30 protein-coding genes are annotated in these 21453 nt (G+C 72.1%); 14 read left to right on the top strand and 16 right to left on the bottom strand.

Going from position 1 to position 21453, the window contains the following annotated elements; translation table 11 throughout:
* Positions 1-75 precede the first annotated feature (75 nt).
* The gene (locus EUA93_RS06335) at positions 76-2529 is read left to right on the top strand and encodes an immune inhibitor A domain-containing protein (RefSeq protein ID WP_129399359.1); all 2454 of its coding nucleotides are present in this window, start codon (positions 76-78) and stop codon (positions 2527-2529) included.
* Between the two features lie 113 nt (positions 2530-2642).
* Here the strand turns inward: EUA93_RS06335 and EUA93_RS21515 are convergent, their stop codons facing one another.
* Together EUA93_RS21515 and EUA93_RS06325 are read right to left on the bottom strand one after the other, a co-directional pair.
* On the bottom strand, positions 2643-3023 hold the full coding sequence (locus EUA93_RS21515; protein WP_165355081.1) for a DUF5818 domain-containing protein: 381 nt from the start codon (positions 3021-3023) through the stop codon (positions 2643-2645).
* Positions 3024-3058: 35 nt separating this feature from the next.
* On the bottom strand, positions 3059-4177 hold the full coding sequence (locus EUA93_RS06325; RefSeq protein ID WP_129399358.1) for a prolyl oligopeptidase family serine peptidase: 1119 nt from the start codon (positions 4175-4177) through the stop codon (positions 3059-3061).
* An 84-nt stretch (positions 4178-4261) separates the two neighbouring features.
* On the opposite strand from EUA93_RS06325, the gene EUA93_RS06320 reads away from it, so the two are divergent.
* A complete protein-coding gene (locus tag EUA93_RS06320; protein ID WP_129399357.1) occupies positions 4262-5128 on the top strand; it encodes a sigma-70 family RNA polymerase sigma factor in 867 nt (288 codons plus the stop codon).
* Positions 5129-5199: 71 nt separating this feature from the next.
* Positions 5200-5427 carry a hypothetical protein gene (locus EUA93_RS06315; protein ID WP_242497419.1) on the top strand — a complete coding sequence of 76 codons (228 nt, stop codon included), beginning with the start codon at positions 5200-5202 and terminating at the stop codon, positions 5425-5427.
* Positions 5428-5429: 2 nt separating this feature from the next.
* On the opposite strand, the gene EUA93_RS06310 is transcribed toward EUA93_RS06315, so the two are convergent.
* Positions 5430-5867 carry a MarR family winged helix-turn-helix transcriptional regulator gene (locus EUA93_RS06310; protein WP_129399355.1) on the bottom strand — a complete coding sequence of 146 codons (438 nt, stop codon included), beginning with the start codon at positions 5865-5867 and terminating at the stop codon, positions 5430-5432.
* A 67-nt stretch (positions 5868-5934) separates the two neighbouring features.
* Here EUA93_RS06310 and EUA93_RS06305 point away from each other — a divergent pair, with 67 nt between their 5' ends.
* Positions 5935-6303 (top strand): VOC family protein, encoded by a 369-nt coding sequence (locus EUA93_RS06305; protein ID WP_129399354.1) that lies wholly within the window; start codon positions 5935-5937, stop codon positions 6301-6303.
* A gap of 17 nt (positions 6304-6320) precedes the next feature.
* Here the strand turns inward: EUA93_RS06305 and EUA93_RS06300 are convergent, their stop codons facing one another.
* On the bottom strand, positions 6321-6632 hold the full coding sequence (locus tag EUA93_RS06300) for a hypothetical protein (RefSeq protein WP_129399353.1): 312 nt from the start codon (positions 6630-6632) through the stop codon (positions 6321-6323).
* 36 nt (positions 6633-6668) lie between these two features.
* On the opposite strand from EUA93_RS06300, the gene EUA93_RS06295 reads away from it, so the two are divergent.
* A complete protein-coding gene (locus EUA93_RS06295; RefSeq protein WP_129399352.1) occupies positions 6669-7607 on the top strand; it encodes a hypothetical protein in 939 nt (312 codons plus the stop codon).
* A 100-nt stretch (positions 7608-7707) separates the two neighbouring features.
* Positions 7708-8001, top strand: coding sequence for a putative quinol monooxygenase (locus EUA93_RS06290; RefSeq protein WP_129399351.1), 294 nt, complete (start codon positions 7708-7710; stop codon positions 7999-8001).
* 2 nt (positions 8002-8003) lie between these two features.
* On the opposite strand, the gene EUA93_RS06285 is transcribed toward EUA93_RS06290, so the two are convergent.
* Both EUA93_RS06285 and EUA93_RS06280 read right to left on the bottom strand, forming a co-directional pair.
* Positions 8004-8219 carry a hypothetical protein gene (locus EUA93_RS06285; RefSeq protein ID WP_129401109.1) on the bottom strand — a complete coding sequence of 72 codons (216 nt, stop codon included), beginning with the start codon at positions 8217-8219 and terminating at the stop codon, positions 8004-8006.
* A gap of 66 nt (positions 8220-8285) precedes the next feature.
* Entirely contained in the window at positions 8286-9359 is a 1074-nt protein-coding gene (locus EUA93_RS06280; protein WP_129401108.1) for a beta propeller repeat protein, read from the bottom strand.
* Positions 9360-9455: 96 nt separating this feature from the next.
* Between EUA93_RS06280 and EUA93_RS06275 the strand changes: the two genes are divergently transcribed.
* A complete protein-coding gene (locus EUA93_RS06275; protein WP_129399350.1) occupies positions 9456-10034 on the top strand; it encodes a mycothiol transferase in 579 nt (192 codons plus the stop codon).
* On the opposite strand, the gene EUA93_RS21775 is transcribed toward EUA93_RS06275, so the two are convergent.
* A complete protein-coding gene (locus tag EUA93_RS21775) occupies positions 10031-10621 on the bottom strand; it encodes an MBL fold metallo-hydrolase (RefSeq protein ID WP_207208615.1) in 591 nt (196 codons plus the stop codon). The genes EUA93_RS06275 and EUA93_RS21775 overlap by 4 nt on opposite strands.
* 44 nt (positions 10622-10665) lie before the next feature.
* On the opposite strand from EUA93_RS21775, the gene EUA93_RS21770 reads away from it, so the two are divergent.
* Both EUA93_RS21770 and EUA93_RS06265 read left to right on the top strand, forming a co-directional pair.
* Positions 10666-10932 carry a hypothetical protein gene (locus EUA93_RS21770; protein ID WP_207208614.1) on the top strand — a complete coding sequence of 89 codons (267 nt, stop codon included), beginning with the start codon at positions 10666-10668 and terminating at the stop codon, positions 10930-10932.
* A gap of 70 nt (positions 10933-11002) precedes the next feature.
* Positions 11003-11227, top strand: a complete 225-nt coding sequence (locus tag EUA93_RS06265; RefSeq protein WP_129399349.1) for a hypothetical protein — start codon at positions 11003-11005, stop codon at positions 11225-11227.
* A 6-nt stretch (positions 11228-11233) separates the two neighbouring features.
* Here EUA93_RS06265 and EUA93_RS06260 read toward each other — a convergent pair whose 3' ends face one another.
* Positions 11234-11443: a hypothetical protein gene (locus EUA93_RS06260; protein WP_129399348.1), complete on the bottom strand. Its 210-nt coding sequence runs from the start codon at positions 11441-11443 to the stop codon at positions 11234-11236.
* A gap of 105 nt (positions 11444-11548) precedes the next feature.
* Between EUA93_RS06260 and EUA93_RS06255 the strand changes: the two genes are divergently transcribed.
* Entirely contained in the window at positions 11549-11926 is a 378-nt protein-coding gene (locus EUA93_RS06255) for a DUF1304 domain-containing protein (RefSeq protein WP_129399347.1), read from the top strand.
* Between the two features lie 12 nt (positions 11927-11938).
* Here the strand turns inward: EUA93_RS06255 and EUA93_RS06250 are convergent, their stop codons facing one another.
* The 6 genes from EUA93_RS06250 to EUA93_RS06225 form a co-directional block, all read right to left on the bottom strand.
* Positions 11939-13600, bottom strand: coding sequence for an NAD(P)/FAD-dependent oxidoreductase (locus EUA93_RS06250; protein ID WP_129399346.1), 1662 nt, complete (start codon positions 13598-13600; stop codon positions 11939-11941).
* Between the two features lie 146 nt (positions 13601-13746).
* The gene (locus EUA93_RS06245) at positions 13747-15591 is read right to left on the bottom strand and encodes a Na+/H+ antiporter (protein WP_129399345.1); all 1845 of its coding nucleotides are present in this window, start codon (positions 15589-15591) and stop codon (positions 13747-13749) included.
* Between the two features lie 43 nt (positions 15592-15634).
* Positions 15635-16198: a dihydrofolate reductase family protein gene (locus EUA93_RS06240; RefSeq protein WP_129399344.1), complete on the bottom strand. Its 564-nt coding sequence runs from the start codon at positions 16196-16198 to the stop codon at positions 15635-15637.
* Between the two features lie 37 nt (positions 16199-16235).
* A complete protein-coding gene (locus EUA93_RS06235; protein WP_129399343.1) occupies positions 16236-16724 on the bottom strand; it encodes an SRPBCC family protein in 489 nt (162 codons plus the stop codon).
* Positions 16725-16727: 3 nt separating this feature from the next.
* Positions 16728-17120 (bottom strand): ArsR/SmtB family transcription factor, encoded by a 393-nt coding sequence (locus EUA93_RS06230; RefSeq protein WP_129399342.1) that lies wholly within the window; start codon positions 17118-17120, stop codon positions 16728-16730.
* A 120-nt stretch (positions 17121-17240) separates the two neighbouring features.
* Positions 17241-17924, bottom strand: a complete 684-nt coding sequence (locus EUA93_RS06225) for an alpha/beta fold hydrolase (protein ID WP_129399341.1) — start codon at positions 17922-17924, stop codon at positions 17241-17243.
* Between the two features lie 95 nt (positions 17925-18019).
* On the opposite strand from EUA93_RS06225, the gene EUA93_RS06220 reads away from it, so the two are divergent.
* From EUA93_RS06220 to EUA93_RS06210, 3 genes are read left to right on the top strand one after another with little or no spacing between them, the layout of a single operon-like run.
* The gene (locus tag EUA93_RS06220; protein WP_129399340.1) at positions 18020-18973 is read left to right on the top strand and encodes a helix-turn-helix transcriptional regulator; all 954 of its coding nucleotides are present in this window, start codon (positions 18020-18022) and stop codon (positions 18971-18973) included.
* A gap of 47 nt (positions 18974-19020) precedes the next feature.
* The gene (locus EUA93_RS06215) at positions 19021-19338 is read left to right on the top strand and encodes an ArsR/SmtB family transcription factor (RefSeq protein WP_129399339.1); all 318 of its coding nucleotides are present in this window, start codon (positions 19021-19023) and stop codon (positions 19336-19338) included.
* On the top strand, positions 19335-19859 hold the full coding sequence (locus EUA93_RS06210; protein WP_129399338.1) for an SRPBCC domain-containing protein: 525 nt from the start codon (positions 19335-19337) through the stop codon (positions 19857-19859). The genes EUA93_RS06215 and EUA93_RS06210 overlap by 4 nt, the downstream gene beginning before the upstream one ends.
* 10 nt (positions 19860-19869) lie before the next feature.
* On the opposite strand, the gene EUA93_RS06205 is transcribed toward EUA93_RS06210, so the two are convergent.
* The gene (locus EUA93_RS06205; RefSeq protein WP_129399337.1) at positions 19870-20502 is read right to left on the bottom strand and encodes a hypothetical protein; all 633 of its coding nucleotides are present in this window, start codon (positions 20500-20502) and stop codon (positions 19870-19872) included.
* A 54-nt stretch (positions 20503-20556) separates the two neighbouring features.
* On the opposite strand from EUA93_RS06205, the gene EUA93_RS21510 reads away from it, so the two are divergent.
* Positions 20557-20733 carry a hypothetical protein gene (locus EUA93_RS21510; protein WP_165355080.1) on the top strand — a complete coding sequence of 59 codons (177 nt, stop codon included), beginning with the start codon at positions 20557-20559 and terminating at the stop codon, positions 20731-20733.
* 23 nt (positions 20734-20756) lie between these two features.
* On the opposite strand, the gene EUA93_RS06200 is transcribed toward EUA93_RS21510, so the two are convergent.
* Positions 20757-21359 (bottom strand): LysE/ArgO family amino acid transporter, encoded by a 603-nt coding sequence (locus EUA93_RS06200; protein WP_129399336.1) that lies wholly within the window; start codon positions 21357-21359, stop codon positions 20757-20759.
* Positions 21360-21453 lie beyond the last annotated feature (94 nt).

Raw genomic sequence — 21453 nt, 5'->3', positions numbered from 1 at the left:
GCCTACTGTCCGAGAGGCAGGGAGTCGTCGTGGCTGATCCAGCCCGCCTTCCTGTCTCTCGGAAAGGAAGAACTCGTGAGATCCACGACCCTTGGGCTTTCCCTCGCCCTGATCACCGGTGCCGGGGCATTGACCCTGGCCCCGACCTATGCCGCGCCAGCGGCACCTCACCGCAGCGTCGGGGAGGCGCATGCGGCGAACTCCGACCACGTGCTGCCCAACCCGGAGGCCGAGAAGCAGGCGGCCCTGCGCCAGCAGGCGTGGGCCGACGTGCTGAGCGGCGAGGCATCGCCGGAGACGATCAACGGCACCAGCGTGCTGAAGGTCGGCAAGGAGCCGGCCGCCCGCGGCAAGGCCAGTGCTCGCAAGGGCAGGACGACCGGCACCCAGGACCAGTACGTCGAGCTCGGCAACGAGCGCACCGACGAGGTCTTCGTGCTGCTGGTCGACTTCGGCACGCAGCGCGACCCCAACTACCCCGACCGCGACACCGACCCGCTGACGCCGGGACCGGTGACCTTCGACGGCCCGGGCTTCAACGAGATCCCGAAGCCGGGACCGAACGACAACTCGACGCAGTGGCGCAAGAACTTCAACAAGAAGTACTACAAGGACCTCTACTTCGGCGACGGTGAGCTCGCCGACTCGCTCAAGAGCTACTACGAGCGCCAGTCCTCGGGCCGCTACAGCGTCGACGGCATGGTGACCGACGTCGTCACCGTGCCCTACAACGAGGCGCGCTACGGCCGCAGCAACGGCTACCCGTGCGCGGGCAACGTCTGCAACAACACCTGGAACCTCATCTCGGACGGCATGACCCAGTGGGTGGCCGACCAGAAGGCGGCCGGCAAGACCGACGCCCAGATCAAGAAGATCGTCTCGAAGTTCGACAAGGTCGACCGCAACGACTTCGACGGCGACGGCAACTTCGACGAGCCCGACGGCTACATCGACCGCTTCCAGGTCATCCACTCCGGTGGCGACCAGGCCGACGGCGACCCGATCTACGGCGAGGACGCCATCTGGAGCCACCGCTGGAAGGCCTTCCAGGGCACCGGCCAGGGCCCGACGCCGGGCGGCGTCGCCAACCCGGACGGTGGCACGCAGATCGGCACCACCGGTGTGTGGGTGGCCGACTACACGGTGCAGCCCGAGAACGGCGGCATCTCCGTGGTCGCCCACGAGTACGGCCACGACCTCGGCCTGCCCGACCACTACGACACCGCTGCCTCGGGTGACAACCCGGTCAGCTGGTGGACGCTGATGGCGCAGAGCCGGGTGTCCGCAGCCGGCGACCAGGGCATCGGCACCCGTGCCGCCGACCTCGGCGTGTGGGACAAGCTGCAGCTCGGCTGGCTCGACTACGAGACCGTCGTGGCCGGCCAGGACCGCACCATCGACCTCGGCCCCCACGAGTACAACTCCAGCAAGGCCCAGGGCGTGGCGGTCGTGCTGCCCGACAAGCAGGTCGCGACCACGTTGCCGACGCCGCCCGAGGGCACCAAGCAGTGGTACAGCGGCGCCGGCGACGGCTACGAGGCCACGATGGCGCGCACCGACCTGGCCGTCCCGGCCGGGACCACCACGCTGTCGCTGAAGGCCGCGTGGAATATCGAGGAGGACTACGACTACGGCTACCTCGAGGTGCAGTCGCCGGTCGGCAGCGGCACCTGGACTCCGCTGGACACCTCCGCGATCGACCCCGACACAGACGGGGACACCAACCCCGACAACGATCCCATCGCGGACACGGGCATCGACGGCGTCAGTGACTACGTCACCGCGACCTACGACCTGTCGGCCTACGCCGGGCAGACGATCGGCTTCCGGGCCCGCTACGTCACCGACGGTGCCGTGCAGGGCCAGGACCCCGACCTCGGGTGGTCGGGCCTGCTGGTGGACGACATCAAGGTGACCAACGGGGCGACCACCGTCCTCGCCGACGGTGCGGAGACCTCGCCGAACGGCTGGACCCTCGACGGGTTCCGCTCGGTGGGGGCCAGCTACGACACGGCCTACGACCAGTTCTACCTGGCCAGCAACCGCACCTACACCTCCTACGACAAGTACCTCCAGACCGGTCCGTACAACTTCAGCTTCCCGGACCGGCCCGACTTCGTGGAGAAGTTCCCCTACCAGGACGGCCTGCTGGTCAACTACTGGGACTCGTCGTACTCCGACAACAACACCAGCCAGCACCCCGGTGGCGGTCTGGTGCTGCCGGTCGACGGCAACCCGTTCGTGCACTACAACCTGCAGGGCACGGCGTGGCGTGGTCGGATCCAGAACTACGACGCCCCGTTCGGCCTGCAGACCGCGGACTCGTTCTACCTGACCTCAGGCGGTCAGCGGAGCTACATCCGTGGGCGCGCGGCGAACCCGCTGTTCGACGACAGCGACCCGAACCGGTACTTCCAGCCCTTCGTCGACGCGGGCCTGCCCCGGGTCGGGGTCAAGGTCGCGGGAGCCGGGGTGAGGATCCGGGTGCTCTCGCAGAGCGGCACCAGCATGCGGATCCGGGTGCAGTGACGCACCACCGCTGAACGACCACCACGGGCGGGGTCGGGGCTTCGGCCCCGGCCCCACCCTCGTGCGTGGCGGCCCGGGCGCAGACCAGGCCGGACCGGTCGGGTCAGGTCGGGTCAGGGCAGGGCGCGGATGCTGGTCGCGCGGACGAGCGGCCCACCGCACCCCGTGGCGGCCAGGTCCGGGGCACCGGTCACCGCCACCCGGTCACCGACAACGAGGTCGGCGGCCCCGTCGCCGGCGATCGTCCACGTGGTCGCGTTGTCGTCGCGCACGACCACGCAGTCCCCGTCCTCGACCACCTCGCCCACGATGCGGGTCTTCTGGAGCCCCTCGCTCGGGGGAGTGGTGGTCGAGGACGACGACGACGGGGTCGTGGCCGACGACGTCGGGGTCGCGGGCTCCGCGGCTCGCTCCGGGCCCTCGTCGGACCCACATCCCGCCGTGAGCATCACGAGGGCGGCGCTGGCGAGGGCGAGGACGGCGCGGTGGGACATGTGGGTGGGACGCGCGGCGCGAGCACCCGGATCCCTCAGGCGGGCATGCGGTTGTCGAGGAAGCGCACGGTGCGGTCCATCGCGGCTACGAAGGCCGGGCCGAAGGCGTGCCCGTCGTCGTACCACTCGAGCGTCGCGTCGACGCCGGCCCGGGTGAGCGCGCGCTGCGTGGCGGTGGCCCACGGCGGCGGGCAGGTGTCGTCGAAGCGGCCGTGCACCATCAGCACCGGCTCGGTGATGTCCGCGAAGTCCGGTCGCGGCGAGACCCCGCGCCAGAACTCCGGGTCCTCGCCCGGGAGGCCGTGGCGCCCGCGGAACGCCGCCTCCAGCTGGGCGACGGGAGCGTCGGGTCGCTGGAAGTGGTCGAAGTTCTGCCCCTCGAGGCTGGAGACCGAGGCCCACCCGACGCCGGCGGCGAAGAGGCCCGGGTCGATCGCGAGCGCCTTGAGCATCACGCCGCCGCCCATCGACCGGCCGAACAGCGCGATCCGGTCGGCGTCGACGCGGACGTCCTGGGACTTCTGCCGCGCCTGCGCCGCGGCGATCACGTCGGTGGCGTACCCGAGCCGGACGGCCGACTCGATCCGCGGGTCGTCGGTCGACTCGGCGTGGTTGCGGTAGTCGACGTGCAGCGCGACGTAGCCGCGCTGGGCGAGGAAGCCACGCTCGCGGGTCATGCCCTGGCCGCGCACGTAGGAGCCCGGGTCGATGTAGCCGTGCCCGAGCACCACCGCGGGCCACCCCTGGCCACCCCGCGGCACGCGACCCGTGGGGACGTTGAGCACGCCGCTGATGCGCAGCGGCGCCGTCCCCTCGCCGGCGGTCGTCGAGGCGAAGGTGACGTCGTACGACGTGTAGGCGGGGGTCCGCTCGCGCACGGCTCCGAGGCGCAGTCCACCGCCCGTGAGGTCGGCCTGGGCGAGCGCGGCGATCGAGATCGGGTTCGGCGGGGGCTCGGGCGCCTCCGTCGCGGTCGGCTCGTCCGTGGGCTCCTCGTTGGGCTGCTCGCCGGCCTCCGGTTCGGCCGTCGTCGTCGACGAGGTCGACTCCCCGGCGGGCGCTGGCGCCGCGTCGGGATCGCTGGTGCAGCCCGCGAGCAGCACGAAGGCCGCCGTGGCCAGGGAGGACCGGGTCGCGAGCGTCAACGCTGCCATGCCTTCCAGTGTGCGACACGGCCGGTCACATCCGTCCCGCCCAGGACGTCGAGTGGTTGGGATGATGCGACCGGGAGGACCGACATGGACGAGCAGCAGGACCGTCGCCAGGTGATGGCGGAGGGCTTCGAGGCCGAGCGGCCGCGGTTGGTCGGCATCGCGAGCCGGGTCCTCGGCGACCACGCCGAGGCCGAGGACGTGGTCCAGCAGGCATGGCTCCGCCTCGACCGTGCGGCCGGTGGCGGCACGGAGATCGACAGCCTGCCGGCCTGGCTGACCACCGTCACCACCCGGCTGTGCCTCGACCGGTTGCGGGCGCGTACGCCGGTCCCGGTCGAGGAGGTCGAGGTCGTGGAGACCTCCCCCGACCCCGCGGACGACGTCGCCCTCGCCGACACCGTCGGGATCGCGCTCCAGGCGGTGATCGACCGGCTGTCGCCGCGCGAGCGGGTGGCCTTCGTGCTGCACGACAGCTTCGGCTTCGAGTTCGGCACGATCGCCGCCGTCCTCGACACCTCGCCCGCCGCAGCGCGCAAGCTCGCCTCGCGCGCCCGGTCGAAGGTCGCCCAGCCCCGCCCCGACGACGCGCTCGCCGACTGGGAGGTCGTCGACGCCTTCATGGACGCCGCGCGCGGTGGCGACCTCGAGCGCCTCCTCCAGCTGCTCGCCCCGGACGCCGTCGTCGGCGCCGACGAGGCCGCGATCTCGATGGGCACGCCGGCCACGATCGAGGGACGGGACGAGGTGGCGACCTTCTTCAACGGCAGCGCCCAGACCGCGCTCTCGGTGTTCGTCGGCGAGCGGGCGGCCTCGGCCTGGTACCTCAAGGGCGAGGCGAAGGTCGTCTTCGACTTCGAGGTCGCCGACGGCCGGGTCCGCGCGATCACGTTCCGTGCCGAGCCGGCCGTGCTCGCCCGGGTCGTACGCCGCGAGGGCGACCAGGTCCGCTGAGCCGGTCACACCCCCGGCACCCCGATCGTCAGACCATCAGGAACCCGACCCGAGGAGAAGCCGTGAAGACCATGACCTGCCGCCAGCTCGGCGGCCCGTGCGACCTCGCCCACCGAGGCGAGACCCACGACGACGTGATCAACGCCCAGGACCAGCACCTCAAGGAGGCCGAGAAGGACGGCGACGAGGCGCACCTGCCGGCGCGCAAGGAGATGAAGGGACGCTGGCGCCACCCGAAGAAGTCGCTCGGGTGGTACAACGACATGAAGAAGGCCTTCGCCGAGCTCCCCGAGGACTGAGCTCACGCTCGCAGCGCGTCGACCATGCTCCGCAGCATCCTGAGCGCGGCAGCCTGGTCGGCGGCGGAGAGCCCGCCGAGCATCCGCACCTCCACCGACCGCACGGCCGCCGAGGCCTCGGCCAGGCGGGCCCGGCCCTGGGAGGTGAGCCGGGTCGGCAGCGCCTTGCCGACCGGCGCCGACTCCGCCCGGGTGACGTCGCCGTCGCGCTCGAGCTGCTGCAGGAGCGTGTGCATCGACTGCCGCGTGACGAAGGTGCCACGGGCCAGGTCCGAGGCCGAGACGCCCGGTCGCTGCGACAGCAGCTCGAGGCACGAGTAGTGCGTCACGGTCATCCCGAGCGGTCGCAGCACCTGCTCCATCGCCTGGCGCAGTGCACTCGAGGCCTCCTTGAGCAGGTAGCCGAGTGACGTGTCGAGCTCGATGCCGTCTTGACTCATGTCAGCATCCTGACATAGATTCGCGTGTCAGATAACTGACACCATCATCGACCACCAGGAGCTCACCATGCCGGTCACCGGCCCCGACTTCATCTCCCTCCAGGCACGCGACCTCGACGCGTCGCGGGCGTTCTACGAGCGCTACCTCGGGCTCGTGAAGTCCGACGCGGGTCCGCCGCACGCGGTCGTCTTCGACACCGCGCCGATCGCGTTCGCGATCCGCGACCTCGCCCCGGGCACCGTGCTCGACAGCGTCGCCCAGCCCGGCATCGGTGCCGCGATCTGGCTCCACGCGACCGACGTCCAGGACATCCACGACGCGCTCGTCGCCGACGGGCACACCATCGTCGCCGCGCCGATCGACGGCCCGTTCGGACGGACGTTCACCTTCGCCGACCCCGACGGCTACCACGTCACGCTGCACGACCGCGCCTGAGCGCGGACCCGGGAGGGTCAGCGACGCCGGTCGGACAGCGCCCACGCGGCGCCGGCGGCCGCGGCGGTCACACCGATCACCGACGGCCAGGTGCCGACCTTCTTCGCGAGCGGGTGCGAGACGCCCATCGCGGTCCAGTAGGCCGCGGTCAGGCCGGCGGCCAGCGGCGCCCCGCCGACGGCGTACCACTGCCTCGCGGCCAGGGCGTTGGCGCCGAGCATCGCGGCTCCGCCGAGGGGTCGTACGCCGGTCTGCTGGGCGAGGGCGAAGCCGCCGACGAGGCCGGCGGCGAGCAGGGGAGCGGTGGGGAGGCTGGAGCGTGCGGTCACCCGGCGAGCGTAGCCAGCACGGAATAGTCTCGGGCCATGGGACTTCGGCCACCGCTGCAGGTCGACGCGCCGCCGGACGGCCTCGTGTGGCACTACACCAACGCCACCGGGTTGATCGCGATCCTGTCGAGCCACACGCTGTGGGCGACGTCCGCGCAGTTCCTCAACGACGCCGGCGAGGTCGCGCTGGCCGTCGAGCTGCTCCAGGCCGAGCTCACCCGCCGGGCGGCCGACGGCGACGACTTCTTCCGCGACGCCGCCGCCCTCATCGAGCAGGGCGGACGCGACCACGAGATCTCGCCGAGCCTGTTCTTCGTCCTCTCCGCGGCCGGTGGCTGGGACCTGCTCGCGATGTGGCGCAACTACGGCGGCACGCGTGGCGGCCAGGAGTCGTACGCCATCGGGCTCCACCCCGACTCGCCCCTCGCCGTTCTCGCTGCGTCCGCCGACACCGGCGAGGTCGGCGTACGACACCGCGCATGGGCGCCCGTCCGCTACTCCGCGGAGGACCAGGCTGCGCTCGTCGACGCCGTGTTCGACGACCTCCCCGACGAGGTGGCGCGGGCGATCGACCTGGCCTCCACCGGCGCGACCCGCGCCGAGGTGATGACCGATGCGGCCGACCTGCTCGACGACATGGAGCAGGCCCTGCTGCTGATCAAGCACGAGGGCTTCACCGACGAGCGCGAGACCCGGCACAGCACGGTGCTCTACCGCGGACCGCACGACGGAGCGCTGCCGACGGGGCTGGTGCGCTACCGGGCGACGCCCTACGGCCTGGCTCCCTACCTCTGCCTGACCGGTGGCGACGGCGCACCCGTCCGCACCGACGCCAGTCGACTCCCGATCCGGGCGGTCGCGATGTCGCCGTCGCCCCACGGCACGGCCGCGGTCGGCTCGCTCCTCGACCTGATGGCCGAGCACGGCTACGGCGACGTGCCCGTCGTCCGCTCGCGGATCCCCTTCCGGGGCTGAGCGAGGCGACTGCGCGTCTCGCACGAGGCATTCCCACTTCCACAGGCGCGGGCGCACACTGGGGATCCACGCCCCACCCCTCCTCCTGACAGGCAACCCCATGAGCGAGCTCCAGGTCGTCGCCACCATCCCCGCCGAGCCCGAGGCGGCCGACCAGGTCCGGGAGGCGTTGCTGACGCTCGCCGCCGCGACCCGCGAGGAGGAGGGCTGCCTGGCCTACGACCTCTTCGAGTCAGGCAGCACCCCGGGCACGTTCATTACCGTCGAGCGGTGGACCGACCCGGCGGCGCTCGACGCCCACATGGCGACGCCGCACGTGGCGGCGGCGTTCGGCGCGGCCGAGGGCGCGCTGAGCGGAGAGGTGGCGATCCACCCGCTCCAGCCCGTGGGCTGACGTCAGTCCCGCCGGACCGCCGCGTCCCGGATCGCGCAGGTCTGGGCGAGCCCGAGCGCCCAGCACGTCGGGCAGCCGCGGAGCAGCACGGCCGCGGGCACGACGAGCAGCAGCGCGAGCGGCCCGAGCCACGGCACGAGCGCGAACGCCGCGACCATCATCGGCAGGCCGAGCGCGCCCCGGACGAGGTGCCGGGGCACGCTGCGGCTCGCGAACATCGCGTCAGGCGTGGTGTCGGGCCGGCTCACACCCGTGGTTCGGTGCGGGCCCTCGCCACGGATGGCTCAGCTGTGGCCCACGCGGCCCGTGCTGCCGGCCGCCCAGCAGACCTTCCCGACGCAGTCGACGACGTGGTAGCCCTTCTTCGACACGCGCGTCCAGGTGCGCCCGCCGTCGGAGGTCGTGCTGGTGCCGGCCGAGCCGTCGTAGTCGCCGGTCGCGACGGCGTACCTCCAGCCCCGCAGGTAGGTGACGTCCTCGCCGATGTGCCGCAGGTCGCCGCCGGAGGTCCAGGTGCGGCCGTTGCGGGTGTACGCCGTGGTGTCGGCCGTGTCGTCCGCGTCGGCGAAGTCGCCGCCGACGACGATGCCGTTGCGCGGGGTGGCGAACGCTCCGGCGAAGCCGCCGGCCGACTCGCCCGCCGGGATCCCCGACTCGGTGGCCTTCCACGTCAACCCGCGGTCGTCGGAGCGCAGGACCCGCGACTGCGCGCCGCCGGTGATGATGAAGGCCGCCTTGCCGACCGTGACCAGGCAGTCGCCGCTGGCGGCGAAGCCGAACTCGTCGGCCGTGGCCGGCATGCCCTTGCTGGGCAGCACCTTCCAGCTCTCGCCGCGGTCGTCGGTGGACAGGATCCGCAGCTTGCCGCCGACCGGGTCGCTCACCACCAGCCCGCGCTTGCCGCTGCCGTAGAAGGCCATGCAGTCGTAGAACGCCTTCTTGTCCGGGTTGCGGAAGGCCTCGGTCCAGGTCGCCCCACCGTCGGTCGAGCGATAGATCCGCGACGCCTCGCCGGGACCGATCGCCAGCACGTGCGCGGCCTTGCCGTGCACCTCGACGTCGCGGAACGACAGGCCCTCGGTGTCCGCCGGGCTCACGTCGGTCCACGTGCCGCCGCCGTCCGTGGTGCGGAAGACGCGGGCCGGGCCGTCGTCGGTGAGGCTCTCGCCGGTGACCCACGCCTCGGTGGCGCTCACCGCCTCGAGGCCGCGGAAGTTCTGGTCGGCGTCGAGGACCGTCTCGGTCCAGTCCTCGAAGGGGTCCGGACCCTTCGGCTTGTCGGTGCGGGCGCCGGCTGCCGTCGGCAGGGTGAGGGCGAGCACCAGGGCGGGGATGAGGGAGAGTCCGAGTCGTCGCATCCGGCCACCCTCCTCCCGGCGCGGCGCGCTGTCCAGACCCGATCGGCGGCGCCTTCCGGCCCCCGATCGTCCGGAACGAGCGCTAGCGTCCGAGCCATGAGCGATGACGACATCTGGGTCCCCCCGCCGTGGGAGCCGCCGCTGGCCGGCACCGAGGTCGAGCACCTCCTCGGCGCCCTCGGACGGCTGCGCGCCACCTTCCGCTGGAAGGCCGACGACCTCGACGAGGCCGGGCTGCGGCAACGGCTGTCCCCGTCGAGCCTGTCGCTCGGCGGCCTGCTGCTCCACCTCGCGGCCTCCGAGGACTACGTGTTCCTCACCAAGCTCCGCGGCGAGCGGGTCGACGAGCCGTGGACGTCGATGGGCCACGACGGCTCCAACGACTGGGAGTTCGCCCGCGCCGACGAGATGGCACCCGACGAGCTGTACGCCGCCTACGACGAGGCGGTCCTGCGCGCCGACGAGCGCGTCGCGTCCGCGCTCGCCGAGGGCGGGCTCGACCTGGTGGCCCACGTCGACGACGGCAACGGCAACCACCCGCGGCTGCGTCGGCTGCTCTTCGACATGCTCGAGGAGTACGGCCGCCACACCGGCCACGCCGACCTGCTCCGCGAGGCGGTCGACGGCCGCGTCGGCGAGGACCCGCCCGACGACTGGAAGCCGACCTGGCTCTAGCCCGCCAGGCCCGACCAGGGGTCCTCTCGCCGCCATAGCGTCGGCAGGTGGAGGGCGACCCCCTGGTCGCGCGCCAGCCCGGTGAGGACGCGCATCGTCACGTCGAGGTCGTCGCCGGCGTACGGCAGTGCGCGCAGCGGGGCGTCGAGCCCCCGGAAGAAGTCGTCCCAGTGCGTCAGCACCACCCGCTGCGCGCCGACGGCCTCGACGGTCTGCGCCCAGTAGGACCGGATGTAGTCCTCGTCCATCACCCCGAGCTGGCCGACGCCGAGGTAGACGACCTCGGCGCTGCGACCGGCGAGCGCGCCGTCGACGTACCCGGCACTGCCCTGCAGCAGGGCCGTGCGCCCACTGCTGTGCTCGACGAGGATCGACCACGCCTCGCCGCACCGGTAGGCAGCCGTCCGCACGGGTGGCACGACCGGGGCGTCGATGGTCCCGGGGAAGCGGTCGGGCGGGCAGTGCGTCGACTCGAGGTGGGTGAGCGTGAAGGCGCCGAACGCCTGCGGCTCGCCCGGCACGACGACGGAGATGCGGTCCGCTTCGAGGCCGGCGCCCCCGCCCGACGTTGGCGCTGGACTCGCCACCCACGAGCACCGCGCCGGTCCGTGCGGCCACGACCGCCGAGTCCATGACGTGGTCGAAGTGGGTGTGCACCGGCGCGACCGCGTCGAGGCCGCGGCCGTCGCGACCGAGGCCGAGCCGCGCCAGCGCGGCCTCGATCCGCAACGCGTCCGGCTCGATGCGCCGCAGCAGCACCGACGGGAGCGCGGGCCGGGAGAAGAAGCCGTCGGTCATCACGGCGCTCTCGCCGTCGTCGACGAGCAGGCTGGACACACCGAGGAACGTCACCGCGAGCCCTCCGGAGGAGCCGGGTACGTCGAACCGGTCGGCGTAGCGCGACAGGTCGGGTCTGCCGAGCTTGAATCGCATGGCGGCCAGCCTACGGATCGTCGTACGGTGCCGGGGTGCCTGCACCCGAGGGATTCGACTACGACGTGCGTGGCGGCGAGGTCGTCGTCACCCACCACGGCAAGCGCGCCACGGTGCTGCGCGGCAACGCCGCCGCGCGCTTCCTCGCCGACGTCGAGGACGGCGACGACGAGCAGGAGCTGATGGCGCGGGTCACCGGCAACTACCGTCGCGGCAACGAGCGGACGGCCAAGGACCACCCCCGCAACCGCGGGCGTTGAGGTCGGCTACTTCGACGGCTCCGGGACGTTGATGTCCGAGCAGTCCGTCTTGGGGTTGATGCCGGTGTAGTTGAGCGGTCCGGCGACGATGTTGAGCACGATGTCGCTGGTCTCGGAGCAGTTCTTGTCGCCGTCCTCGAAGTAGCCGCGCTGGTAGGCGGCGAAGGCGCCGATCACGAGCCAGACGACGAGCAGGATGCCGATCAGTCGTCCCATGGGGACCTCCTCGATCCTCGCGGCCAGGTGGTCGCTCGCTCGACTCTGCGCCCACGCGTGACGTCGTACCACCCACGAAGGGGTGAACGCCCCTAGGCTCCGCCCATGACGATCCTCGCTGTGGTCTTCGCGGCCCTCGCCGCGCTGCTCCACGTCTACATCTGGGTGCTGGAGTCCTTCCGCTGGACCGAGCCCGCGACCCGCAAGACCTTCGGCACGTCCGAGTCCGATGCCGCGGTCACCGCGCCGATGGCCTACAACCAGGGCTTCTACAACCTGTTCCTCGCCGTCATCACCGCCGTCGGCCTGGTGCTGATCGGCGACGACCACGGCACCGGCACCGCCCTCGCGCTCGCGGGCACCGGCTCGATGCTCGGCGCCGCGCTCGTGCTCGTCACCCACGACCGGACGATGGCCCGCGCGGCGATCACGCAGGGGCTCCTCCCCGCGCTCGCGGTCGTCTTCCTGCTGGTCCAGCTCTAGGGGCCGCCCGGGCTACTGCCCGAGCCAGGTGTGGACCGACGACACGACCGAGGCACCCTCACCGGTCGCGGAGGCCACGCGCTTCATCGAGCCCGAGCGGATGTCGCCGCCGCAGAAGATGCCCGGCACGGTCGTGGCGAGGTCCTCGGGAGGCACGTCCTCGACCCAGCGCTCGCGCGGGATGTCGCGACCGGTGAGCACGAAGCCGCGCTCGTCGCGGAGCACCGTGTCCGGCAGCCAGCTGCACTCGGGAGCGGCGCCCAGCAGGAGGAAGAGCCCGCGCGCGTCGACGCGCTCCTGCGAGCCCGAGTCGACGTCCTCGAAGGTCAGCCACGCGAGGTGGTCGACGTCGTCGGGTCCGCCGTCGATGACGCGCGTGCAGCCGCGGACGGTGATCCGCGGGTTCCACTGGATCTCGTCGATGAGGTACGACGACATGGTGGCCGCCAGGTCCGGCCGCCGCACGACGATGGTGACCTCCTTCGCGAAGCGGGCGGCGTGGATCGCGGCCTGCCCGGCTGAGTTGCCACCACCGACGATCACGACGTGGTCGCCGGCGAGCTCGCGCGCGGCCGCCATCGCGGCACCGTAGTAGACGCCGCGGCCGACGAGCTCCTCGATCGAGTCGACGCCGAGCCTGCGGTAGTTCACGCCGGTCGAGACGAGGACCGTGCGGGCGTGCACGTCACCGCCCTCGGTGTGCACGATGTGGTGCCCGCCGTCCTCGCACGGCGAGATCCCGGTCGCCGGCCAGCCGGTGAAGAAGCGGGTGCCGAAGCGGAGGGCCTGGCCGCGGGCGCGCTGGGCGAGCCGCATGCCCGAGATGCCGCGCGGGAAGCCGAGGTAGTTGCGGATCATCGAGCTCGTGCCCGCCTGGCCGCCGATCGCCTCGGCCTCGAGGCAGACCGTCGAGAGGCCCTCGCTCGAGGCGTACACACTGGCCGCGAGGCCCGCCGGTCCCGCGCCCACCACGACGAGGTCGACCACCTCGTCGACGTCGATGTCGTCGGGCCGGCCGTAGAGCTGGTTCGCGAGGGCACGCACGCTCGGGCAGTGCCCGCACCAGCCGGCGAGCGAGCTCACGATCGGCCAGCGGCCCTCGTCCTCGGGGCACTGCGCCATGATCTCGCGGCCGACCTCGCTGTCGGGGTGGTGCACGCCGGCCGGCATGCCGACGCGGCCGAGGTAGTCGAGCAGCTCGCGGGTGAGCGCGTCCTTCTCGGGCGTGATGATCCGGACGTTCTCGATCACCGGGCTCGCGACGGTCGCGTTCCACTCGTTGAGCATCTCGCCGACGGCGCCGTGGAACTCCTCGTCGCGCGGCCCCTGCGGCATCAGCAGCAGCGCGTCGACCTTGCCCGCGGCCACCGCGTGGCGGAAGTCGGCGTTGTCCTTCCGGAAGCGGCTGATGTGCGACACGATCAGCCGCCGCGCGGTCGGCACGACCTTCCGGGTGCCGCCGATGAGCATGTAGAGCTTGTCCTGGTCGTGGTCGGAGTCGATCACGAACAGCGCGACCTGGTGGCCCGAGGCCAGCAGCTCCTTGGCGGTCACCTTCGCGCTGACCTCGTCGCCGACCAGCCGGACGTCGTACTCCCGCTCGTAGCGGGCGAACGCCTCCGAGAGCTCGGTGGCGTGGTTGGCAGAGGCGATGACGATCGCGGGGGCGCCCATCTTTCGAGCCTATCCCCGGACCGCCCACCCCACCTCTCGATATCTAGGGACGAAGTGGTGGGTGGAACCCGCCCTGGACCTACCAGGACGTCCCTGGATATCGAGCCCGAGGGAGCCGGGAGAGGACCGTCGACGAGACCTCGGCTTCAGCCGGTGAGGTTGTGCACGAAGCACCAGCGCCACGACTCGTCCGGCTCGGCGGACTGCATCACCGGGTGGAGGGTCTCGTGGAAGTGGGCGGTGGCGTGCCGGCCGATCGAGGAGTCGCAGCACCCGACGTGGCCGCACTCCAGGCACTGGCGCAGCGAGACCCAGCGGGTGCCGTCGTCGAGGCAGGTCTGGCAGACCGGGTCGGCGACGGTCTCGATCGCCGGGTGCGTGTCGAGGTCGTCGCACGAGCGCCCGGTGTTGATGGTGAGCGACCCGGTGCGCACGCTCTCGCGGGCCGACGTGCCGGCGTCGAGCATCGACTCCTCGATGTCGAGCATGCCGAGCACCTGCCGCACGACGTCGGAGGGTGCCTTGCCCTTGCTCCGCACCAGCAGCACCTTGGCCCGCTCGGCGTCGATCATCTCGCCGCGGATCCGGGCGTAGAGCTCCGACGGCGTCTCCTCGCCCGTCGCCGTGGCGAGCTGCTCCCAGGCGGCGAAGGTGCGCTGGTCGAGGCGCGCGCGGATCTGGTCGACGACCCCGTGCTGGTCGTCGTACTCCAGCTCCTTGAGCTTGTGGAAGCCGGCGTCGGCGGCCTGCTGGAGCAGCGCGGCGCGGGCGAGCGCGTCCTCGGCGGGGTCGGGAGACGGTACGCCGAGGACGCGGGTGAGCAGCGGCAGCGACAGCCCCTGGATGAGGAGGGTGCCGGCGACGACCGTGAACGCCATGAGCAGGAGCAGCTCGCGGTGCTCGGTCTCCTCGGGGATGACGAATGCGGCGGCCAGGGTGACCACGCCACGCATCCCGGCCCAGCCGACGAGGAAGGTCCACGACGCCGGGAGCGGGTTGTCGCCGAAGCGCCGGAAGAGCAGGGTCGAGAACACCCACCCCAGGCGTACGACGACGACGGTCAGCAGCGTCATGCCGCAGACGAGCACGATGCGGCCGGGCTCGAGCGAGGACTCGCTGACGTCCTCGAGGATCCAGTCGAGCTGGAGGCCGATGAGGAGGAAGACCGTGTTCTCCAGCATGAAGGCGACCGTTCCCCAGGTGATCCGCTCGGTGATGCGCGACTGGGCGGTCTGGATGATCGGCGCCTTGTGGCCGAGCAGCAGCCCGGCGACGACGACCGCGATGACCCCGGAGGCGTGGATCTCCTCGGCCGCGACGTAGGAGGCGAACGGGGTGAGGAACGAGATGCCGGTGTCCATCAGCGGGTCGGTGATCCGCCTGCGCAGCTTGGCCACGACCCAGAAGAAGGCGAACCCGACGACCGCGCCGCCTCCGGCCGCGCGGACGAAGTCGATGCCGACGTCCATCACGGCCACGGAGCCGGAGAGGAACGCGATCGCGGTGCGGAGCGCGACCAGTGCGGTGGCGTCGTTGAGCAGCGACTCGCCCTCGAGGATCGTCACGACCCGACGGGGCAGGCCGATCCGCTTGGCGACCGCGGTCGCTGCCACCGCGTCGGGCGGTGCGACGACGGCGCCGATCGCGATCGCGGCGGCCCAGCCGAGGCCCGGCACCAGCCACTGCACGACCGCGCCGACGGCCAGGGCGGTGACGATGACCAGCACCACCGAGAGCCGCAGGATCGAGCCGCGGTTGGCGTTGAAGTCGACCAGGGAGGTCTGGATCGCGGCCGCGTAGAGCAGCGGCGGCAGCAGGCCGAGCAGCACGACCTCGGACTCGAGGTGGATGGTCGGGAGCCCGGGGAGGTACGACGCCGCGGCACCGACCACGACCAGCAGGAGTGGTGCCGGGACGTGCAGGCGTTCGCTGATGGCGGTGGCGGCCAGGACGACCGCGGCCATCGAGACGAGCAGCAGGGCGAGTTCCACCTGTGGAGTCTGGCAGAACCCGCCCTGCGACGGTCGTCTCGTTTCAGCGCACGACGTCGTAGCGCTGGAGGGTGATCCCGTTGCCGTAGGCGGCGTGCTCGACCAGGGCGAGCTTGGTCTTGTCGCCGTCGCCGAAGAGCTTCTTGCCGGTGCCGAGCAGCAGCGGGAAGACCAGCAGGGTGTAGCGGTCGACCAGGCCGGCGCGGGCCAGCTCCTGGGCGAGGTGGGCGCTGCCGTGGACGTGGATCTCGCCGCCCTCGGTCTCCTTCAGGGCCGCCACGTCGTCGAGGGAGTGGAGGACGGTCACCTCGCCGTCGCCCCAGGGGGCGGTGTCACCGTCGAGCGTGGTCGACACGACGTACCTCGGCATCGCGTTGTAGGTCGCGAACTCCTCCATCGACGGCCACACGGGCGCGAACTCGTCGTAGGACCGGCGGCCGAACATCAGGGCGCTGGCCTCGCCCATCTCGCGGCCCTTGATCTCGTAGGCCGCCTCGTCGAACTCGACGTCCTTGAACGTCCAGCCGGCGTGCGGGTGGTCGCCCCCTCCGGGGGCCTCCATCACGCCGTCGAGGGAGAGGAAGGTGGTGATGACGATGGGTCGCACGGCTGGTCTCTTCTCGGTCTCGTGGTCGGTGGGGTGCTCAGGCGGCGAGCAGGTCGTCGATCTGGTTGATGGCCATGGTCGACCCCTCGACGGCGCCCATGTCGAGCACCTTCTGCAGCGAGGCGGCGTCGGCGTAGGTCGCGCGGAAGGTGGCCCGGGTGCCGCCGTCGGTCGCGGTGAACGCGAAGGCCTGGTGCGACTCGGGCATGTCGGGGTTGGCGGTGAAGGTCTCGTCGACCGCGAAGCCGTCGCGGAACGTGAAGCTCGTGGGCTGGTCGACGGTGGCGATGTCCCAGTAGGCGTAGAACTTCTGGCCCTCGGGGCTGGTCATGTAGTAGTTCATCCGGCCGCCCTCGCTCAGGTCGTGGTCGACGAAGGTGGCGGGGTAGCCGGGCGGGCCCCAGACCCGCTCGAGCTGGCGCGGGTCGGCGTACACGTCCCACACGCGCTCCACCGGTGCGGCGAAGTCGGCGGTGATGGTCAGGGTGAGGGCGTCGAGGTCGTGGGTGACGTCGGTGACGGGCATGGGTCAGTCCTTGTCTGTGTGGGTGGTCTGGGTGCTGGTCGGGGTGCTGGTGTGGTTACCGGTCTCGCTGGCGAAGAGCTCGTCCATCCGGGAGATGCGGCCGCGCCAGAGCGCTTCGAGGTCGGTGAGCATGGCGCCCACCGACCGCACCGCCTCCACGTCGCCGCTCGCGAGGGCCTCGCGACCCTGCCGACGCTTGGTCAGCAGGCCGGCCTTCTCCAGCACGGCGACGTGCTTCTGGACGGCGGCGAAGCTCATGTCGTAGCTCGCCGCCAGGGTCGAGACGGAGTGCTCGCCGGCCAGCACGCGCCGCAGGATGTCGCGCCGCGTCCGGTCGGCGAGGGCGTGGAACCAGGCGTCCGCCCGGTCCTCGGTGCCCTGCTCGGTCTCGGTCATGGGACCAACATACAACCAATCAGTTGTACGTTGTCAAGAGAAGCGGGGTATCCAGGGACGAATGGGTAGGTGCGCACCGGGGTCCCGGCCCACCAGCTCGTCCCTGGACACCCCGGGGGGTCAGCGGCGAGCGGCCTCGTCGAGGAGCGCGGCCAGGGCGGCGGGCTGCGTGTACATCGGCCAGTGGCCGGAGTCGATGTCGACCAGCTCGAGCGCGGTCGCGGCGCCGAGCTCGGGCACGTCGCCGGCGTCGATCCACTCCTGCGCCTCGGCCGGGCTGAACTCCGGGCAGACGAGGGTGAGGGGTACGCCGTGCCGCGCGTCGCTGGTCCAGTGCACGACGCCGCGGGTGACCCCGACGGGTACTGCGATCATGCGGCCGAGCAGCGACTCCTTGAGCTCGTCGGACATGTCGTCGGAGTCGGGACCCTCGAACTTCTCCCAGCCCGGGAAGGGCATCGCGCCGTCGACCGGCTCGAAGAAGTCGGCGTACGCCTCGCCCTCGGTGGTGGGGAAGCCGCCGATCAGCGCGACGCCCGTGACGGCGTCGGGGCGCAGGTCGGCCGCCGCCCACGCGAGCGTGCACGCGGCCGAGTGGCCGACGACGAGCGGGCGGCCCTCGGCGGCGTCGACCGCGGCCACGACCGCGGCCACCTGGTCGTCGTACGACGCCGAGGTGGCGCCGTCGCCCTGACCGGGCAGCGTGAGCGGGATCCCGCGGTGGCCGAGCGCCTCCAGCTCGGGGAGCACGTCGTCCCAGGCCGAGCCGTCGAGCCAGAGTCCGGCGATCAGCACGATGTCCATCAGAAGTTCTCCTCGGAGGGTCGGTGGAGGGATGAGCACCACGCTAGGGAAGATTCCGGACGCTCCACGACCGGTACGGGTGGGACGATCGTCGGATGAGCGAGATCAGCCCGACCGCACGCGCGCTGCGCGCGCTCGACATCCTGCAGTCGCGCCCCGGCATCACCGCGACCGAGCTCGCCCAGCGGCTCGGCGTCACCGAGCGGGCGGCCCGGCGCTACGTCGCGATCCTGCGCGAGGCCGACATCCCGGTGGAGTCGACCCGCGGGCCCTACGGCGGCTACACCCTCGGCCGCGGGCTGCGGCTGCCGCCGCTGGTCTTCTCCGCGACCGAGGCGCTCGGCCTGGTGATGGCCGCGCTCGACTCCCAGCACCGGGTCGCCGATCCCGAGGACCCGGTCGGCTCGGCGCTCGGGAAGATCCTGCGGGTCCTGCCGACCAACGTCGCGCGGCAGGCCACGATGGTGCGCGAGACAGCGCGGACCGTGCCGGACCGCACGCCCGCGAAGCCCGACCCGGCCGTGACGAGCGAGCTCGTCGCCGCGGTCGCGGCGCAGCGCCAGGTGCGCTTCGGCTACCGCACCGCCGCTGGCAACGCCCGCAGCTTCGAGGTCGACCCGTGGTCGGTCGTGGTGCGCTACGGCCGGTGGTACCTGCTCTGCCACTCCCACCACGCCGACGCGCTCCGCACCTTCCGCATCGACCGGATCACCGAGGTGACGCCGCTCGAGGAGACCTTCGAGGTGCCGGCCGACCTCGACCCGGCGGCCGAGCTCGAGGCCAACCTCGGCAAGGGCTGGGAGTACGAGACGCACGTCGTCTTCGACGCCCCGATCCACGAGGTCCGGCCGTGGATCCGGCGCACGCTCGGCGAGCTCCGCGAGACCGACGACGGCCGGTGCGAGCTCGTCGGCAGCACCAGCAACGCAGCGGCGTACGCCGGCGAGTGGCTCTCGTTCGTGCCGGTGTCCTTCACCGTGGTGGGCGGGGACGAGCTGCGGCAGGCCGTGCGCGAGGTCGGCGAGCGGATGCTCCGCGCCGCGCAGTAGGTTATGTACCCTTGCGGGTACGTAACTAGATGGGTACATTCGCGGACATGGATGCAGTCCTGCACGCACTTGCCGACGAGAGCCGGCGCACGGTCCTCGGGATCCTCCGGGACCACCCGGCGAGTGCCGGCGAGCTGGCCGAGGCCCTCCCGATCGCCCGCCCCGGGGTGTCCCGTCACCTGCGGGTGCTGCGGGAAGCGGGGCTCGTCGACGTACGCCAGGACGCGCAGCGCCGCATCTACACGCTCCGCCCACAGGCGCTCGTCGACCTCGACGAGTGGCTCGGGGGGTATCGCCAGCTCTGGGAGAACCGGCTGGGTGCCCTCCACACCGAGATCGCACGAGGAAAGAAGGAACGACGATGACCACCACCGCGACCATGCGAGCGCTCGACGAGACGATCGGGGCAGTCCGGGTCGACGACGTCTACGACACCGACATCGAGGACCTCTGGTCGGCGTGCACGACCCCCGAGCGGCTGGCCCGCTGGCTCGCACACGTCGAGGGCGTCCTGCGGGTCGGGGAGACCGTGCAGATGGTCTTCACCAGCACCTGGACCGGGCCGGCGCGCATCGAGGTGTGCGACGCGCCCCACCACCTGCTGCTGACGACTGAGCCGGGCACCGACGACGAGGGGCAGATCGAGGCGTGGCTCAGCGGGGAGGGAGCCCGGACCCGGCTGGTCGTCGAGGAGCGGGGGCTCCCGATCCCGGCCCTCCCGTTCCACGCCTCCGGGTGGCGGGTCCACCTCGAGGACCTCGCACGTTCGCTGGAGATCGACGGGCCGGCGCACCCGGAGGGATGGAGCTCCGAGGCCGGCGCTCCCCGCTGGAAGACGCGCTGGGACGAGCTCACCCCCGTCTACCAGGACCTGGAGATCGGCTGAAGGAGCGGGCTCAGCGCTCGATGCCGACTTCCTTGCCGAGCGTCCAGCCCGACGAGATCGGCAGGTAGTCGCCGCTCCAGAACTTGCCCGGGTCGTACCAGGTGGCCTTGCGGTCGTCGCGCAGGATGCCCATCTCGATGTAGCAGGTGGCCACGATCTCCGCGCAGAACGCCGCCTCCGGGGTGACCCGGCGGCCGCGCTTCTTGCGGGGGACGTAGGCGTCGCGGCCGCGCAGCCACCGGGCCGCGAGCCGGGACAGGCTGGGGAACGAGACGCCGTCGAGCCGGGCGACGGCGCGGAGCATGCCGTCCTCCTCGTCGCGGCCGATCTCGGGCCCGAGCTGGCGGAACCACGCGTCCTGCTTGTACTCCACCTGCCACCGGTCGACCGCCTCGCGCAGGTCGTGGAGCTGCACCCCGCGGTGGTGGGCGCCGGTCCACATGTCGACCTGCTTCTTGCCGAGCTCGGCGTGGAAGATCAGCGGCGGCAGGTCGTCGACGACGACGGCCATGCCCACGTGGTTGACCGGTGAGTTGGTGACCGCGCGGATGGCCCGGTCGGGGGCGCGCCGGCCGCGGAAGAGCCAGATGTCCCCGCTGCGGGTGAGGTCGACCGCCTCGTCGAGACCCAACGCCTGTGCCATGGGCGGAAGTCTGCCCTACCGGGAGCGGTCCCGAGGGGCGCTAGGCTCGATCGCATGCGCGCGTGGAAGCTGCTCGGCCTGGCCGGGATCCTGGCCGGTGTCGCCACCGGTGCTGCCGTCGCCCGCGACGAGCGCGTCCGCCGCCACTACGACGCCCCCGAGATCCGCGACCGCCTGCGCAAGCGGCACGCCGAGGCCGTCGCCCGCGAGGCCACCGCGCCGTCGGAGTAGGCCGCGGGCAGCGGCCGGCGTCCTCAGGCCCCGAGCGCGAGGCGCAGGGCGATCGCCAGCATCACGAGGCCGATCAGGACGTCGAGCACCTGCCACGCACGCGGGTCGGCCAGGCGCGGGGCGGCGAGCCGGGCGCCGTACGCCAGGCCCGAGAACCACACGACGCTCGCCACGCAGGCGCCCACCGCGAACCACCAGCGACCCGGGTCGCCGTGCGTGCCCGCGATGGACCCGAGCAGCAGGACGGTGTCGAGGTAGACGTGCGGGTTGAGCCACGTCAGCGCCACCGCCTTCGCCACCACGCCCCCGCGCGACTCCACCACGTCCTCGCCCGCGGCGAGCGCCTGGGGACGCCGGGCGCGGAGCAACGAGCTGATGCCGTACGCCGTCAGGAACGCGACGCCGAGCCAGCGGACCACCTCCACCGCCCAGGCCGCGCGGTCGAGGACCACCCCGATGCCGGCCACGCCGGCGACGATCAGCACGACGTCGGAGAACGCGCAGATCGCGACCACCAGCGCGACGTGGCTGCTGCGCAGTCCCTGGCGGAGCACGAAGGCGTTCTGTGCCCCGATCGCCACGATCAGCGACAGGCCGGTCAGCAGCCCGGCGACGAGATCTCCCACGGCGCAGAATCTAGGGCCGCACCCTGACAGATGTCAGGGTCGGCTCGGGGTGATGTCCCATGGCCGTCCTCGACGGCACGCTGACAGACTCGAC

Source organism: Nocardioides oleivorans, assembly GCF_004137255.1.
Lineage (GTDB): Bacteria > Actinomycetota > Actinomycetes > Propionibacteriales > Nocardioidaceae > Nocardioides > Nocardioides oleivorans.
This window is presented reverse-complemented; position numbering and strand designations above follow the sequence as displayed.

Excerpts from the sequence above, each read along its gene's own strand:
- EUA93_RS06225 (WP_129399341.1), bottom strand. The coding sequence starts at position 17,924 with ATGGACATCGTGCTGATCGCCGGACTCTGGCTCGACGGCTCGGCCTGG.
- EUA93_RS06315 (WP_242497419.1), top strand. The coding sequence starts at position 5,200 with ATGACCTGCCGCCAGCTCGGCGGCCCGTGCGACCTCGCCCACCGAGGC.
- EUA93_RS06260 (WP_129399348.1), bottom strand. The coding sequence starts at position 11,443 with ATGGGACGACTGATCGGCATCCTGCTCGTCGTCTGGCTCGTGATCGGC.
- EUA93_RS06215 (WP_129399339.1), top strand. The coding sequence starts at position 19,021 with ATGGATGCAGTCCTGCACGCACTTGCCGACGAGAGCCGGCGCACGGTC.
- EUA93_RS06235 (WP_129399343.1), bottom strand. The coding sequence starts at position 16,724 with ATGCCCGTCACCGACGTCACCCACGACCTCGACGCCCTCACCCTGACC.
- EUA93_RS06255 (WP_129399347.1), top strand. The coding sequence starts at position 11,549 with ATGACGATCCTCGCTGTGGTCTTCGCGGCCCTCGCCGCGCTGCTCCAC.
- EUA93_RS06305 (WP_129399354.1), top strand. The coding sequence starts at position 5,935 with ATGCCGGTCACCGGCCCCGACTTCATCTCCCTCCAGGCACGCGACCTC.
- EUA93_RS21515 (WP_165355081.1), bottom strand. The coding sequence starts at position 3,023 with ATGTCCCACCGCGCCGTCCTCGCCCTCGCCAGCGCCGCCCTCGTGATG.
- EUA93_RS06230 (WP_129399342.1), bottom strand. The coding sequence starts at position 17,120 with ATGACCGAGACCGAGCAGGGCACCGAGGACCGGGCGGACGCCTGGTTC.
- EUA93_RS06210 (WP_129399338.1), top strand. The coding sequence starts at position 19,335 with ATGACCACCACCGCGACCATGCGAGCGCTCGACGAGACGATCGGGGCA.
- EUA93_RS06220 (WP_129399340.1), top strand. The coding sequence starts at position 18,020 with ATGAGCGAGATCAGCCCGACCGCACGCGCGCTGCGCGCGCTCGACATC.
- EUA93_RS06285 (WP_129401109.1), bottom strand. The coding sequence starts at position 8,219 with ATGTTCGCGAGCCGCAGCGTGCCCCGGCACCTCGTCCGGGGCGCGCTC.
- EUA93_RS06280 (WP_129401108.1), bottom strand. The coding sequence starts at position 9,359 with ATGCGACGACTCGGACTCTCCCTCATCCCCGCCCTGGTGCTCGCCCTC.
- EUA93_RS06275 (WP_129399350.1), top strand. The coding sequence starts at position 9,456 with ATGAGCGATGACGACATCTGGGTCCCCCCGCCGTGGGAGCCGCCGCTG.
- EUA93_RS21510 (WP_165355080.1), top strand. The coding sequence starts at position 20,557 with ATGCGCGCGTGGAAGCTGCTCGGCCTGGCCGGGATCCTGGCCGGTGTC.
- EUA93_RS06295 (WP_129399352.1), top strand. The coding sequence starts at position 6,669 with ATGGGACTTCGGCCACCGCTGCAGGTCGACGCGCCGCCGGACGGCCTC.
- EUA93_RS06310 (WP_129399355.1), bottom strand. The coding sequence starts at position 5,867 with ATGAGTCAAGACGGCATCGAGCTCGACACGTCACTCGGCTACCTGCTC.
- EUA93_RS06290 (WP_129399351.1), top strand. The coding sequence starts at position 7,708 with ATGAGCGAGCTCCAGGTCGTCGCCACCATCCCCGCCGAGCCCGAGGCG.
- EUA93_RS06320 (WP_129399357.1), top strand. The coding sequence starts at position 4,262 with ATGGACGAGCAGCAGGACCGTCGCCAGGTGATGGCGGAGGGCTTCGAG.
- EUA93_RS06250 (WP_129399346.1), bottom strand. The coding sequence starts at position 13,600 with ATGGGCGCCCCCGCGATCGTCATCGCCTCTGCCAACCACGCCACCGAG.
- EUA93_RS06205 (WP_129399337.1), bottom strand. The coding sequence starts at position 20,502 with ATGGCACAGGCGTTGGGTCTCGACGAGGCGGTCGACCTCACCCGCAGC.
- EUA93_RS21770 (WP_207208614.1), top strand. The coding sequence starts at position 10,666 with ATGACGTGGTCGAAGTGGGTGTGCACCGGCGCGACCGCGTCGAGGCCG.
- EUA93_RS06325 (WP_129399358.1), bottom strand. The coding sequence starts at position 4,177 with ATGGCAGCGTTGACGCTCGCGACCCGGTCCTCCCTGGCCACGGCGGCC.